Annotated in this window: 3 protein-coding genes; all 3 read right to left on the bottom strand. The window is 73.6% G+C overall.

Features of this window, described 5'->3' with window-relative positions; all coding sequences use genetic code 11:
• Nucleotides 1–618: 618 nt before the first annotated feature.
• Nucleotides 619–7,623: an SDR family NAD(P)-dependent oxidoreductase gene (locus ACWD4B_RS19150; protein ID WP_451421834.1), complete on the bottom strand. Its 7,005-nt coding sequence runs from the start codon at nt 7,621–7,623 to the stop codon at nt 619–621.
• A 28-nt stretch (nt 7,624–7,651) separates the two neighbouring features.
• Nucleotides 7,652–15,538 carry an SDR family NAD(P)-dependent oxidoreductase gene (locus tag ACWD4B_RS19145; protein WP_451421833.1) on the bottom strand — a complete coding sequence of 2,629 codons (7,887 nt, stop codon included), beginning with the start codon at nt 15,536–15,538 and terminating at the stop codon, nt 7,652–7,654.
• 216 nt (nt 15,539–15,754) lie between these two features.
• A partial coding sequence (locus ACWD4B_RS19140; protein WP_451421832.1) for a hypothetical protein occupies nt 15,755–15,967 on the bottom strand: 213 nt, incomplete at its 5' end.

The raw sequence follows: 15,967 nt of genomic DNA, 5'->3' as shown, positions 1-15,967 counted from the left end.
CTCTTCCTCGACTACGCCGACGACCAGGTCGAACGAGCGGTACGGGCGAAACGGAAGGGCGCTTTGGCGGCCTACCGCGACGCCACGTTGTTCAAGGTGATCTATGGGTGGGGGCTTCGCCGGACCGAGACGTCCAAGCTCGATGTGGTCGACTTCGGGCGCAATCCGCAGGCTCGACAGTTCGGCAGGTACGGCACGCTCAACGTCCGCTACGGCAAGGCGAAGAAGGGACAGCCGCCGCGGCGGCGGAACGTCAGACCCCCGCGAAGCACAGATCGACCGCCTGAAGGCCACGGAGGCCGATCTACGGCAGCGCCTGAAGGCCCGGGACGCCGAGCTGGAGGAGCTGAATACGTTCAAGCAGCGCGCGCTGTCGAAGATCGCGGCCCAGTGGGTTCCGGCGGGAACGCCATCCGGCAAGGCCGGTATCGAGGCCACGCGACCGTGCACGTTCACCGGCATCCGGATGGATTGCACCGGGTTGGAGCGAACAACGAGGTTCACGCCACGCCGAGATCACGTAGGTCGGTCCGGTCGACCGGCCTCGTTCGCCGGGTCGGTCCTCCTTCCGTCATGGCGTTGGCAGCATCAGGGCGAAGACGATTCAAGAGCTGCGGCTCAGTCCTCGGAGAGGAAGTCGGTGATCCGGGGCCAGAGCGAGTCCCACTCCTCTCCGTCGTGCCGGCCGTCGTGCGCGAGGCCGGGCACCGTGACCAGTCTCACGGACCGGCCCAGGCGCTCCGCCTCGGCGGCCGCGTCGCGGGCGTGCTCGACGGGGATGAGGGGGTCGGCCTCGCCGTGCACGATCAGGATGGGGGCGGTGACGTCGCCGAGCGAGGTCAGCGGGCGGCGCTCCGGAGCCGCGAAGTGGGACGCCAGTTGGTCCGGTCCGAGGCCGAGTCGGGAGGGTACGAAGGAGCCGGGCCGGTCGCGTTCGGCCGCCACGAGCAGTGCCGGGTCGTACAGGCCCATGAGCAGAACCGCCCGGTGCCAGCGGGCCGGTGCGCGCCCGAGCGCGGTGAGGGCGGTGTACGCGCCGCGGCTGGTGCCCAGCAGGCTCACCCGGGCTCCGTCGATCCTGGGGAGGCCCGCGAGGTGGTCGGCGGCGGCGAGGACGTCGTCGATGTCCCGGCCGCCCATATCGGCCCGGGCGTCGAAGTCGGGGTCGTGTCCCGGGGCGCCGCGGTGGTCGACGGTGAGGACTGCGAAGCCCGCGGCGCGCAGCGGCGGGTGTTCGCTGATCTGTACGGGGTCGCCGTCCGCGTTCAGGGCCCCGCCCGGGCCCGCGGTGCATACGACGACGGCAGGGTGCGGCCCCGGCCCCGGCGGCAGGCTGAGGTGGCCGTAGATGGTCAGGCCGTCCGCCGAGGTGAACTCGTGGACGGCCAGGTCCTGGACAACACCGCCCGAGGCCCGGTCGAGTTCGTCTGTGAGCAGCCTGGCCAGTCCGGCCATGGTGAGGTTGCGCTGCAGTTTGACCGCGGGCACCGATACGCCGAGTTCCTTGTGCAGCAGGACGCGCAGCCCGACGGCGGTCAGCGAGTCGATGTCGACCGGCTGGTCGTCGCCGAGTTGGTGGTCGGTCAGGCCGGTGGTCCGTTGCAGGATGGGCGCGAGGAGGGTCGGCAGAAGCGTGGCGCGTTCCTCCGGGCCGAGGCCGGCCAGTCGTGCCGCGCCCGGTCCGTCGCCGTCGGCCGTCGTGCCGGCCGGTACGACCGGGCGCACCCGTGGCAGCGGGGCGAGTTGCGGGTTGGCCCGGGCCCAGCGCGGCCAGTCGATGTCGGCCACCGACGCCTCGACCGGGCGGGTCCGCAGCAGCGTCTCCAGTTCGGTCAGGAACCGCTCGGGCGACAGGCCGCCGTGCCCGTTGCGGCGGAGGAAGGAGCCGACCTCGCCGTTGCCGCTGACCGCGACGCCCACGTCGTCGATCATGCCCCAGCCGATGCTGGTGGCGGGCAGGCCCCGGCCCCTCCGGTGGCGGGCGAGGGCGTTGAGGAATTCGTTGGCGGTCGCGTAGGCGCCCAGGGCGACGGAGCCCAGCTGTGCTCCCACCGACGAGAAGAGCAGGAAGAAGTCGAGGGAGTCCGGCCGGGTCTCCAGGTGCAGGTTCCAGGCACCGTCCGCTTTCGGCCGGGTGGCGCTCACCAGGCGCGCCGCGTCGGTGTCCGCGAGCACCGTGTCGTCGAAGTCGGCCGCGGCGTGGACGATGCCCCGGATCGGCGGCATCGTGGCGCGGACCCGGGCCAACAGGGCGGTCACCTGGTTCCGGTCGGCCACGTCGGCCTTCTCCGCCCGGACCTCGACGCCCCGGGCGGTCAGTTCGGCCACCGCCCGCTCGGCCTCGGCCGTCGCGGCACCGCTCCGGCCGACCAGTACCAGATGACGGGCTCCCCTGTCGGCGAGCCGGCGGGCGACCGTACGCCCCAGACCGCCCAGGCCCCCGGTGAGCACGTAGGTGGCGTCGGGCCGGACCGGCGATCCGGCGAGCGAGGACGCGGGAACGGTGACCGGTTCACCGGCCATGCGGACCACGATCTTGCCGAGGTGGTCCGGCCCGCCCATGGCCAGCATCGCCTTGTCGACCTGGTCGGCGGGCATCTCGGTGACCGGCAGCGGGGCGATGACGCCCTCCTCGAAGAGGGCGGCCACCTCCTGCATGGCCGTGCGGACGTCCTCCGGGCGCAGCGCCATCAACTGGTCGTAGTCGAACGCGTGGTGCGTCATGGCTCGTTGTGCGGGCCCGGCATCGACGACAGGTTTGCCGAGTTCGACGAAGCGCCCGAACGTGCGGAGCACCCGGAGATTGTGGTGGATCATCTCCCCGGGCAACGAGTTGAGGATGACGTCGACGCCCTCGCCTCCGGTCCAGCGCAGCACGTCGTCGGCGAACGTCGTGGACCGGGAGTCGGCCACGTGAACCACGCCCTGGTCGCGCAGGAACTCCCGTCGGGTCCGGCTGCCGGCGGTGGCGAACACCTCGGCGCCGAGCCACCCGGCGATGCGGACCGCGGCCAGCCCGACGCCCCCGGCGGCCGAGTGGACCAGGACCCGGTCGCCCGGGCGTACCCGGGCCAGCCGTACCAGCGAGAGGTACGCGGTGACCACCGGGAGCAGTGAGGCGGCCTGTGCCGGGGACAGCCCGTCGGGCTTGCGCACCGCCCGGACCGCGTCGAGCGTCACGTGCGAGGCGAACAGCGCCCTGCTGTGCGCGAACACCGCATCGCCGGGCCGCAGCTCGGTCACGTCCTCGCCGACCCGGACGACCGTGCCCGAACACTCCAGGCCGAGTGTCTCCCGTGAGTGGCTGCCTTCCATCGCCTGGGGCGCGAGCAGCCCGGTCACCTTCAGCACGTCCTTGAAGTTGACGCCGACGCAGACGACTTCGATCTCGACCTCGGCCGGGCCGGGCTCCCGCCGGGCGGTCGCGGCGAACCGGAGATTGTCGGCGGTGGTGCGCAGCACGCCGAGGCGGACGGGCGTGAGGTCGGTATGGGTGGTCACCTGGTGCAGCAGGGACAGGTCCCCGGCCGGTTCCAGCCGTCGGACATAACGGGTGTCCCCGCGCAGCGCCACCTCGTCGAGCCCGTCGTGGAGGAGTTCGGCCAACAGTGCGTCCTCGGCGGCCGCGTCGATGTCGATGAGGCGGCAACGCAACTCCGGCCGTTCGGCGTTGACGACCCGGCCGAACCCCCACAGCGCGGCCGCGAACGGGTCGGTGGTCGGGTCCTCGGGAGAGACGCTCTGCGTGCCGAGGGTGACGATGAACAGCGGCACGTCGCCGACCGGCATCGCCTGCACCAGCCGTAGCGGCTCGGCGACGGGCGAGCACACGGGTGCGTCGTCCGTCCGCCGGCCCGCGACATGGACGACGCCGCGGCAGCCCTTGACCCGTTCCGGCCAGTCGTCCTCGGCCGGATCGGTGCGTACGACCGTGCCACCCGCCGCGGTGATCCGCCGCGTCAGCCCGGCCGCGGTGGCCGAGGAACCGGTGAGGATCCAAGTGCCCTCGGCGTCACCGGTGTTGTCGAGGGGCTCGGGCCGCCAGGTGTGTTCGTAGTAGAGGCGCTGCCCGGGTGCGGTGGTCACGGCGCTGTCGTCGGCCAGCCGTTGGGCGCGCAGGCCGGTCACCTCAGCGACCACCTCGCCGTCGTCGGTGACCAGGGTGAGGTCGCACTCGAACCGTCCCGGGACCGTGCTGTGCCGGTCGCGCCCGTGGACCCACAGCCGTCGGCCCGGTGCGCGGTAGTAGCGGAGTTCGGCGATGCGGGCCGGTACGTAGGTGCCGGCCGCTGCGGTGCCGCCGAGGACGAGGGCCCCGGCGAACACCGCCTGGAGAGCAGCGTCCAGGAACACCGGGTGCAGGCGGTGGCCCGCCCGGTCCACGGTGCCGAGGTCGATCTCCGCGAAGACCTCCCCGGTGCGCTCCTGGAGCCACAGCCAGTCGACGGCGCGGAACGCCGGTCCGTAGTGCAGGTTTCCGGCGCCGAGGCGGGCGTACACCTCGTCGTGGTCGAGTACCGGCAGCGAACGGACGTGCTCGGCAAGGGTGTCGGTGCGCGGCGGCGGCAGCGACGGCCCGGCGACGTGCGACCGGCGCAGCTCGGTGTGCAGCGTCCAGTCAGGGTCGTCCGCGTGGGCGCGGCTGTGCAGGCTCACGCGTCGGCGGGCCGGGTCGTAGCCGACGCGCAGGGTGGTCACCGAGGACGGCGGGAGCACGAGGGGGCGGTGGAAGACGACGTCCTCCAGAAAGCAGGGCTCGTCGTCGGGGAACATCGCGAGCGCGGCCTCGACGTACCCGGCGCCCGGGAAGATCACGTCGTCGCCGATCCGGTGGTCCGTGAGATAGGGGAACTCGGCCGCGCCCAGCTCGATGTCCTGGACGGGCGTGGCCGAGGCGACGGCCCGGCCGCTGAGGTACAGGTCGCCGTGGTGCAGACGTGCCTGCCGGGAGGCCGGCGACTCGGTCCAATGACGGTCTCGCTGCCACGGGTAGAGCGGCAGGTCGAGGTGGTCCGGCGGGCCTGGGTGCACCGCTTCCCAGTTCGGCGTGACGCCGGCCGTGTAGAGGGAGCCGAGCGTTTCCAGCAGCTGCCGGCGCTGCGGTCGGTCCCGGCGCAGTGAGGCCAGATGGATCGCATCGGTGCCGCGGTCGGTCAGGGCCTCGTCCACGGCCGCGGCCAGTACCGGATGCGGTCCGACTTCGAGCACTGCACCAGGCGCCCGGCCGAGCAGGCGCCGGAACGCGTCGGCGAAACGCACCGGCTGCCGCACGTTCCTCCACCAGTACTCGGCGTCGAGCTCGGTGCCGCCGACCCGGTCTCCGGTCACGGTCGAGTAGAGCGGCACCCGGGCCCGGTCCGGCCGGATGCCGGCCAGAGCCGTCAGCAGCGGTGCGCGGATCTCGTCCATCTGCGGGCTGTGATAGGCCACTTCGACCCGCAGCGGCGTGACGGACGCGCTCGTCGCCCTCAACCGGTCGGCCACCGCGCCCACGGCCTCGTGGTCACCGGCCAGCGTGGTCGCCGTCGTGCTGTTGACCGCGGCCACCGATACGCCGTCCGCCAGGTAGGGGGAGAGCTCACCGGCGGGCAGCCCGACCGCGATCATGCTGCCGCGGCCGGCGAGCGTCGCCTGCAGCCGCGCCCGGTGGAAGCTCACCGTCAGCGCATCCTCCAGCGTGTACACCCCGGCCGCGTGGGCCGCGGCCACCTCGCCCACGCTGTGGCCCACGACCACGGCGGGCTCGATTCCCCAGGCACGCCACAACGCCGTCAGCCCGGTCTGCACCACGAAGTTGGCAACCTGTGCGTAGAGGGTCCGGGTCAGCCGGGAGTCGGTCTCGTCGCGGAGCAGTTCGTCGCCGATCGACAGGCCGAACCTTTCGAGCACCGCGTCGCACGCGGTGACGACTTCGGCGAAGCGTGGTTCTTCCCGCAGCAGTTCCCGGCCCATGCCCCACCACTGGGGTCCCATTCCCGTGTAGACGAACGCGACCGCCGGTCGTTCCGTCCGCGTCCGTTGCGCGGCGACTTCGAGCTGCCGCAGTTGCCCGGCTGCTTCCCCGGGGTCGGCAGCGACCACGAAGGTCCGCAGGGAATGGTGGTCGCGGCGCCGTGCGGCGGCGCCGGCGACGCGTCGCAACGTCGGCGCGTCCGGCTGTTCGAGGAGGGTCGCGTAGGCGTCGGCAAGCGTGCGCAAGGCTCCTTGGCTGCGTGCCGACAGCGGGAGCAGCAGCGGCTCTCCGTCGTCCTTCCTGGCGGGTGCGGCGGACCCGACGGCCGGGGCCTCCTCAAGCAGGGCGTGTGCGTTCGTACCGCCCACGCCGAAGGAGTTGACCCCTGCCCGTCGTGGCCCGTCGTGCACCGGAAACGGGACCGTCTCCGTCGGCACGCGCAACGGCAAACGGTCGAACGGGATATGGGGGTTGGGCTTTTCGAAGTGCACGTTGGGCGGGATCAGGCCGTGTTCCAGGCACAGACTCGCCTTGATCACCCCCGCCACCCCGGCCGCCGCCTCGGTGTGACCGAAGTTCGACTTCACCGAACCCATCCAGTGCGTGCGCTCCGAACCGGCGAGGGCGTCACCGATCGCCGCCGCCTCGATCGGGTCTCCCACGGCGGTGCCCGTGCCGTGGGCCTCGTAGTAGCCCACCGAACCCGGGGCGACGCCGGTCGTCCGGAACACCCGCCGGATCAGCTCCCGTTGGGCTTCGACGCTGGGCACCGGTACGCCGGGGGTACGGCCGTCATGGTTCACCGCCGTGCCGCGCACCACCGCGTGGATGCGGTCGCCGTCGCGCCGGGCCGCGGAGAGCGGCTTGAGCACGACCATTCCCGCGCCTTCGCTGCGTACATATCCGTTCGCGCGGTGGTCGAACGACCTGCAGCGGGCGTCCGGGGACAGGAACTGCCCCTTCGCCATGGCCATCGTGGTGACCGGAAGGAACATCATGTTCACGCCGCCGGCCACCGCCAGTTCGCACTCGCCGCGGTCCAGCGCGGAGCATGCCTGGTGGACCGCGACCAGCGACGAGGAGCACGCGGTGTCGAGCGTGAAGCACGGCCCGTGCCAGTCGAAGGTGTACGACAGCCGCGCCGCGAGCATGGTCATGCTCACCCCGGTCGGGGTGGCCACGCCGAGCAGATGGCGGTTCTGGTCGGCCATCGCCAGACCCGCGGCGTCGAAGGTGAACCCGCCGACGAACGCGCCCACACCGCGGCCGGCGGTCGAACCCGGCGGAATGCCGGCGTCCTCGAAAGCCTCCCAGGTCACCTCCAGCAGTACCCGCTGCTGCGGATCCAGTGCGGCGGCCTCACGCGGCGGCATCCCGAAGAAACCCGCGTCGAACTCCTCCAGCGCCGAAGGGAGAAAGCCTCCCTGCCGGATGAACATCCGTGCCGGAGTGGCGGAGTCGGCGTCGAAGAAGGCACCGGCGTTCCACCGGTCGGCCGGGATGTCGGTGATGGCGTCCACTCCGGAGACGACCAGCTCCCAGAAGCTCCGCGTATCCGTGATCCCGCCGGGGAACCGGCAGCCGATTCCGACGATCGCGATCGGCTCGGCCCGGCCGGAGCTCGTTCCCCGGTCATCGGCCCTGTCAAAAGGGTGCGTTGAGGAAGCCATCGAAAACCCCTTTCGGAGACGGATGGTGTCACGGGCGGCCCGGCCCGTTGAGCCAGGCCCTGATCGCTCCGGCAGTGGTACGTGCCTCCTTCTCCAGGACGCTCCAGTGATCGCCGTCGACATCGACGGTCGCGCACGGAGCGGGCCAGGAGGTCTGCCGCCAGTCCCCGCCCGGGGACGAGGGCCGGGTGGCGCGGACCAACAGGGTGGGAACCGGCATCGGTTCCGGGGTCCAGCCGCGGGCCAGGCGGCTGTAGGCGCCCAACGCCGCCAGGGACGTGTCGTCCACCACGGCCTCGAACCGGTCGCCCAGTTCGAGGGCCGGACGGGCGGGCATGGCCAGCAGCCACGGCCGGTCCTCGTCGTCCGGGGTGACGTGGTAGGTGTCGACGAGGACGAGACCGGTCGGCGGGGTCACGGCGGCCGTCAGCCGGGCGGCCACGGAGTGCGCCGCACAGCCGCCCATCGAGTGGCCGACGAGGATATAGGGGTGATCTCCGAGGTGCTCCCGCACGGTGGCGGCGTGGAGTTCGGCGAGGGTGTCCCAGGTGCGGGGGACCGTCTCTCCCCGGTCGAGTGCGGGGTGCCGGAGTTCGAGGACGTCCCGTTCGCCGCGGAAGAAGGAGGCCAGGGTCGCGAAACAGGGGCGGCCGAGGCCGGGGGAGAAGGAAGGGAGGCACACCAGCGCGGGGGCGCCGTCACCGCCCGCGGCCAGCCGGAGCGGGGCGAGCGCGTAGTGGGCGGCCTCGGCGGCGTCGAACGCGGGCAGCGCGAGGGAGGCGGTGACGAGGAGGTGCATGGCCGAGACGACATCACCGGTCCCGCACACGCGCCGGTACAGGGAGGCGAGCGTCCGGGACGGGCGGGGCGCGGCCTCCTCCGGCCCCGGCTCCCTCGACATCCCCTCGTGCAGGTGGTCGGCGAGTTCCCGCGGGCTCGGCCGGTCGAGGACGACGGCCGCGCCCAGAGACAGACCGGTGCGGGCGGTGAGCCGGTTGCGCAGCAGGACCCCTGTCAGGGAGTCGAGTCCCAGCTCGGTGAGGGGGCGGTCGGGCGGCACGGCGGATGCGTCGGGGTGGGCGAGGACCTCGGCGGTCTCCTGGCGGACCAGTTCCAGCAGCGCGGCGCGCCGGTCGGGGTCCGTCAGCGCGTCGAGCTCGTGTCGCCGCGACGCGGGCGTCGCGCTCCCGGAGTGTGCGGCCGGGCGTGCCGGAGGGAGCAGGGCGCTCAGGAGCGGCGGGGTGCCGCCGGGAGGGGCGGTGGGACGCGGCGGGGCGAGCAGCAGCGGCGCGAGCACCGGGGTGTTCGTGCCCAGAGCGGTGTCGAACAGGGCCAGCGCGTGGTCGGGGGGCATCGCTCGCAGGACGTCGTCCGCCACCCTGGACCTGTCTGCCGCCATACCATCCGGCCCGCCCCAGGGTCCCCAGGCGAGGGAGAGCGCGGGCAGGCCCAGGGCGGCGCGATGCCGGGCGAGGGCGTCCAGAAAGGCGTTGGCGGCGGCATAGTTGGCCTGGCCGGGGTTGCCCAGCAGACCGGCGGCCGAGGAGAACAGGACGAAGTGCGACAGGGGCAGGCCCTCGGTCGCCTCGTGCAGGTTCCAGGCCGCGTCCGCCTTCGGCCGCAGGACGGTGTCCAGGCGTGCGGGGGTGAGGGCCTCCAGGACGCCGTCGTCGAGGACCCCGGCGGCGTGCACCACGGCGGTGAGGGCGGGCGCGTATCGCGCAATCACGTCCGTCAGCCGGGCGCGGTCGGCGGCGTCGCAGGCGAGCACGTCCGTGCGGGCCCCGGAGCGTTCCAGCGCGGCCTGCAACTGCGCGGCCCCGGCGGCTTGCGGGCCGCGTCGGCCGATCAGGACCAGGTGCCGGACGCGGTGCCGGTCGGCCAAGTGCCGGGCGAGGAGCGCGCCGAGGCCCCCGGTGCCGCCGGTGATCAGTACAGTGCCGTCCTCCAGAGTGCCGCCGGGGCTACGGTCAGCCGTCGCGGGCGTGAGCCGGGGAACGCGTACGGCGCCTTCGTGCAGGGAAAGTTGTGGCTCGCCGGTGGCGACGGCGGCGGGCAGCAGCAGCGCGGACGAGGGATGGTCGTCGAGGTCGATCACGGTGAGGCGCCCGGGATGCTCCGACTGTGCGGACCGCACCAGGCCCCACACGGCGGCGGCCGGCAGGTCCGGAGCGTCGCGGAATGCGCCGCGGGTGACCACGACCAGTCGCCCGCCGTGGTCCGCGGGACGGGACAGATGTTCCTGCAGAACCCTCAGGGCGCGTGCGGTGAGGGCGTGCGCAGCCCCGGCGGGGTCCTGATGCGCGGCCGCCAGCGAGACGACCGTCGGCCCGTCGCCCCCGCCGGTCCCGGTGAGCACCGTCCGGAGTCCCAGGTCGTCGGGGTGCGTCACGGTGAGCGCCGGTCCGTCGCCGGGGGCAGGAACGCCGACCCAGCGCGGGCGGTACAGGGCCCCAGCCGCGCCGCCGTCGGGGAGGGACTCCGGCAGCGGACGCGTGGTCAAGGACCCCACCCGGGCCACCGGAGCGCCCCAGGGATCGGTGAGATGCACGCTGAACCCGTCCGTTCCGACGGTCCGGACGCGCACGCGCAGTGCTGTGGCGCCGACGGCGTGAACGGCCATGTCGCGCAGGGCGAAAGGGACGCGGACGGGGCCGGCGAAACCGGCGGCGAGCAAGGGCGCATGCAACGCCGCGTCCAGCAGCGCGGGATGGATGACGCAGCTGCGCGCTTCGGCGTGCAGCTCGGCGTGCAGCCGCACGTCGGCGAAGAGCTCCCCCGAACTCTGCCTCCGCCAGAGGGCCGTGACGCCCTGGAACGCCGTCCCGTAGGTGTGCCCCGCCGCGGCCAGCCGCTCATAGGCGCCGGTGAGGTCCAGGGGAACGGCTCCCTCGGGCGGCCACACTCCGCCGTCGCCCTCGCGCTCCCGGACGCGCAGTGCGGGGACGAGCCGTCCCGTCGCGTGGTGGGTCCAGGTGCCGAGCGGGCCCGCCGTCCGGGGGCGGGAGCGGACGTCCACCGTGCGGCGGCCGTCGGCGTCCGGTTCGCCGAGCACCACCTGCAGCTGGACCCGGCCGTCTTCCTCGGGCAGGACGAGCGGGGACGGCAGCACCAGCTCCTCCAGTCCGCCGAGCCCGCACATCCCGCCCGCGTGGAGCGCCGCCTCGGCGAACACCGCCGCGGGGACGAGCGTGCGCCCGCCGACGACGTGGTCACGGAGCCACGACTGGTCCGTACGGGACAAGTCCCCTGTGGACAGCAGGTGTTGGGCATCCGGCAGCGTGACGGTGTCGGTCAGCAGTGGATGGGCGCGGTCGTTCGCGCGGGGTGCAGACGGGGCGGGGCTGTCGGGCAGCCAGTGGCGCCGGCGCTGGAACGGGTAGGTGGGCAGATCCACCCGCCGGGCGCCGCGGCCCTCGTACACCCGGTGCCAGTCGACAGGGATGCCCTCCACGTGCAGCCGGGCGACGGCGGACAGCAGCGTGGCGGGTTCCGGAGCACCGCCCCGCGCGGTGGCGACGAACACGGGTGCCCGGTCGCCCTCTTGGACGGATCCGGCGGCGGCCGCCGCGGTGAGCTGCGCACCGGGGCCCAGCTCCGCGCAGACGGTGACGCGTTCGTCGTGGGCCAGCCCGTGTACGACGTCGGCGAAGCGCACGGTCGCTCGGGCGTGCCGTGTCCAGTACGCGGCCGAGCGCAGATCGTCCCCCTCGGCCATACGCCCGGTCAGGGTGGACATCACGGGGATGTGCGGTGCGTGGTGGGTCAGGCCGGCGATGGCCCGTTCGAAGGCGGCCAGGGCCGGTTCCATCAGCGGGGAGTGGAAGGCGTGGGCGACCCGCAGCCGGGTGGTGTGCCGGCCGCGGGCGGTGAAGCGGTCCGCGACAGCGCGTACGGCCGCTTCCTCCCCGGAGACGACGACCGAGCGCCGGGCGTTCACGGCGGCGAGGGCTGCGCGGTCCGCGACCTCGCGCAGTTCCGCAAGGGCCTCCTCTTCGGAGGCCTCCAGGGCCACCATGGCTCCGCCGCCGGGGAGTTGCTGCATGAGGCGTCCCCGTGCGGCGACGAGGGCGACGGCGTCCGGCTCCGTCAGAATGCCCGCGACATGGGCCGCGACGATCTCGCCCAGGGAGTGCCCGGCCAGGACGCCGGGCCGGATCCCCCAGGATTCCAGCAGCCGGAAGAGGGCCACTTCGAAGGCGAACAGACCCGCTTGGGCGATGTCCGTCCGGTCGTGGACGGCCGCGGCGTCCGCGGTCCCCTCGGGAGCCCACAGCACATCCCTCAGCGGAGGGGGGCCGTCGCCGAAGGCCGTGTCGAAGCGGGCGCACAGGGCGTCGAAGGCCGTGGCGAAGACCGGGAACGTGCCGTGCAAGGCGCGTCCCATGCCGGGGTGTTGTGCCCCCTGGCCGGTGAAGAGCACGGCGAGGCGGGCCGTGGGCGTGGTGGTGGTCCGGACCACGGCGCCGGCCCGGGTCGTGGGGCCGTCGGCCGCCAGACCGTCCAGGGCGTTCAGCAGAGCGGCACGGTCTCCGGCCGGCACGGCGGCGCGGCAGGAGAGCGCGGCCCGGGTGGTGGCCAGGGAGAAGGCGACGTCGAGCGGGGACAACCCGGGCTCTGCGCGCAGCAGTTCGGCGATCCGCCGGCTCTGGGCGCGGAGCGCACCCGCGTCCGCGCCCGAGAGCAGCAGCGGGGGTAGCGGGACGGGATCCCGCCGGGACGCGGCCTCGGGGACGGCCCCGGGGGCCGCCTCTTCCAGGATGACGTGGGCGTTGGTCCCGCCGATCCCGAACGCCGACACCCCGGCGCGGCGGGGCCGTCCGGCGGCCGTCGGCCACTCCCGCTCCTCCGTCAAGGGCCGTACGTCGCCCGTGTCCCAGTCCACCTGTGGTGTCGGCCGCGCGCAGTGCAGGATGCGCGGCAGCCGGCCGTGGTGCATGGCCATGACGGTCTTGATGACGCCGCCGACGCCCGCCGCGGCCTGGGTGTGTCCGGTGACGGACTTCAGCGCGCCCAGCCACAGCGGGCGGTCCGCGGGGCGGTCCTGCCCGTAGGCGGCCTGGAGCGCCCGGGCCTCGACGGGGTCGCCGAGCGCGGTGCCGGTGCCGTGGGTCTCCACGGTGTCGATGTCCGCCGGGGACAGCCCGGCGTCGGCCAACGCGCGCCGGATGACGTCCTGTTGGGCCGGGCCGCTGGGGGCGGTGAGTCCGTTGGAGGCGCCGTCGGAGGTGACGGCCGAGCCGCGCAGCACGGCCAGCACGGGGTGGCCGTTGCGCCGGGCGTCGGACAGCCGCTCCAGCAGGACCAGGCCCGCCCCCTCGCCCCAGGCGGTGCCGTCCGCCGTCGCGGAGAAGGGCTTGCACCGGCCGTCCGGTGCCAGGGCGCGCAGCCTGCTGAAGGCGACGAACGGCGCCGGCGTGGCCATCACGGTGACTCCTCCGGCGACGGCCAGGGCGCACTCGCCGGAGCGCAGCGCCCGCGCCGCCCAGTGCAGGGCCACGAGCGACGAGGAGCAGGCGGTGTCCACGGTCACGGCGGGCCCGCGCAGTCCCAGGTGGTGGGCGAGACGGCCGGACGCGACGCTGCCCGCCGATCCGAGCGCGAGGTGCGCCTCCAGTTCGTGCGGCCCCCGGTGCAGGAAGCGTCCGGCGTAGTCGTCGTGCATGACGCCGACGAACACGCCGGTGTCACTGTCCCGCAGGGTGAGCGGGTCGATACCGGCCCGCTCCCACACTTCCCAGGAGACCTCCAGCAGCAGCCGCTGCTGCGGGTCGGTAGCCAGTGCCTCGCGGGGGGACATGCCGAAGAAGGCCGCGTCGAAGTCCGCCGCCCCGCGCAGGAATCCTCCCCGGCGGGTGACGGACGTGCCGAGGCGGTCCGGGTCGGGGTCGTGGATCCGCGCCGGGTCCCAGCCGCGGTCGATGGGGATGCCGCACGTCGCGTCGGTTCCGTCCGCGACCAGCTGCCACAGCTCCTCCGGGGAGGTGACGTCGCGGCCGGCACCCGGGTAGCGGCACGCCATGGCGACCACGGCCAGCGGCTCTCCGGCCGTTCCGGTGCGGGGCGCACCGGCCTTCGCCGTTTCCGGATCGCCGAAGAGGGCGGTGCACAGGCTCCGGGCCACGGCCGCAGGGGTCGGCCGGTCGAAGACCAACGTCGTGGGCAGGGTCAGTCCGGTGACCGCGGCGAGCCGGTCGCGCAGCCGTACCCCCGCGAGGGAGGTGAACCCCAGCCCGGCGAAGGGCCGTTCCGGATCCACGCCCTCTGCGCGCACGTCACCGGCTTCGGCCGTCGCGTCGAGGACCAGGCGCAGCAGGCCTTCGTGGCGTGCGGAGGCGGGCAACGGCCGCAGCCGTTCGAGGAGCTGCGACGCAGCCGCCGCGTGTGATGCGGCGGCTTCGGCCAGCTTTCCGGCCAGTGCCGCCCGTTGGATCTTTCCGGAGCGCGTACGCGGCAGTTCGGCCGTCTCATGGATCTCGTGGGGCACCTTGACCGCCGAAAGCCGCGCCCGGCACGCGGCACGGAGGGCATCGGTGTCCACGCCCTGGGGGCGGGGGACGACGAGCGCCACGGGCACTTCGCCCAGCACGTCGTGCGGCCTGCCGACAACTGCCGCATCCATGACCCCGGTGCAGTCCAGCAACACCTGTTCGACTTCGGAGGGGTTGACGTTCTCGCCACCGCTGATGATCAGTTCCTCGACCCTGCCGGTGACGCGCAGACTGCCGTCGCGGGTGCGGCGGCCGAGATCTCCCGTGCGGTACCAGCCGCCCTGCACGGCCCGGGCCGTCTCGTCGGGGCGGTGGTGATAGCAGGTCATCAGGTGGGGGCCGCGGACGCGGATTTCCCCCTCGCCTCCGTCGGCGACGTCCTCGCCGGTCGTCGGATCGGTCACCCGCACCTCGACACCGGGCACCGGCACCGGCAGCCCGTCGGGCCCGGCGCCGTCGAGCGGGGTGACCGCGATCTTTCCGCAGGTCTCGGTGGAGCCGTAGCCGTCGAGCAGCGGAACGCCCAACTGCCGCTCGACCTCGGCGCGCAGCTCCGGCGGGCAGGGCGCGCCCGCGCTCACGCAGCAGCGCAGCCCCGGCAGCGGCTGCCGGGGCGTGCGGGACAGGTCGTCGAGCAGCAGCCGGTACGTGGCGGGCACGCCGGCGAGAAGGGTGAACGGCCGGTCGGCCAAGGCTTGTGCCGGACGGGCGCCGCGGTCGAGAAGGTAGGCGGTGGCCCCCACCGTGACCACTCCCAGCAGGCACAACGAGTGGGCATAGGCGTGGGCCATCGGCAACGGCCAGAGCAGTCGGTCCTGCGGCCCCAGCCCCCACAGCGGTACGTAGGCCGCCGCCACCGACCACAGCGCGGCGCGCTGAGTGGACACCACGCCCTTGCTCGGCCCGGTCGTACCCGAGGTGTAGAGGATCCAGGCCGGTTCGTCGAGCCCGAGGTCGTCGCCCGGCGGGAGCCCGGGATCGCTGCGGGCCAGTTCCTCGAAGGCGGCCGTGTCCGCCGCCAGCGTCCGCAGCCCGGGATCGACGTGCGCGAAGGCCGGCAAGAGAGTGGCTTCGGTGATGGCCAGCACCGGTGCGCAGTCACCGATCAGGTGGGCCAGTTCGGCCTCCGTCGAGCCGGGGTCGAGCAGCACCCCCACGGCCCCCGCACGCAGCACGGCCAGCCAACTCTCCACCAGTTCGACCCGGTTGCCCGTGCAGAGCGCCACCCGGTCGCCGTGCCGTACGCCCATGCGCCGCAGATGACCCGCCAGCCGGGCGGTCCGCCGTTCCAGTTCCCCGTAGGTCACGCTCCGCCGGGCGTCCTCGTAGGCGATGCGGCCGGGCCCGCATGCGGCGTTTTCCTTCAACGCGTCGGGCAGGGGCCGGATCAATGCTTCGCGCACCTGCGTCGTGCCGTCGCCCATGAGGCCGCCTTTCGCCGAGCCCGCGCCCCGGTCTCCCGGTCGCCCCGGTCAACATACTCGGCCCGCCTACGGGTTCGGGCCGCCTGGGCCGGGTGTGCGGTGGTCCAGGCGGCCGGGTGGAAGGGAGGTTCGGAGTGGCCAGAAGGCGGCCAGGGGCGTTGATCGTCATCATCCGGTGCGTGCCGGTCCGGCCGGGCCGGTGCGCTGTCCGTCATGTCACCAGCGGTCGATGCCCATGGTCCGTGCCGCGTCGTGGATGGCTACGTAGTGGTAGGGCGTCATGCCCGACCGTTTGATCGGGGCGTTTTTGTCCTTGGCCCGGAACTCGTCGCGTGAGCAGGCCAGCAGGCTGGTGCCGTAGCCGACCGGTACGTCGCCCGTGCCGTGGACGGGGTGGGACTTGGCGGCGGTCTCGCTGCCGGCCCTGGC

It is taken from the genome of Streptomyces sp. NPDC002536 (assembly GCF_053594995.1).
This window is presented reverse-complemented; position numbering and strand designations above follow the sequence as displayed.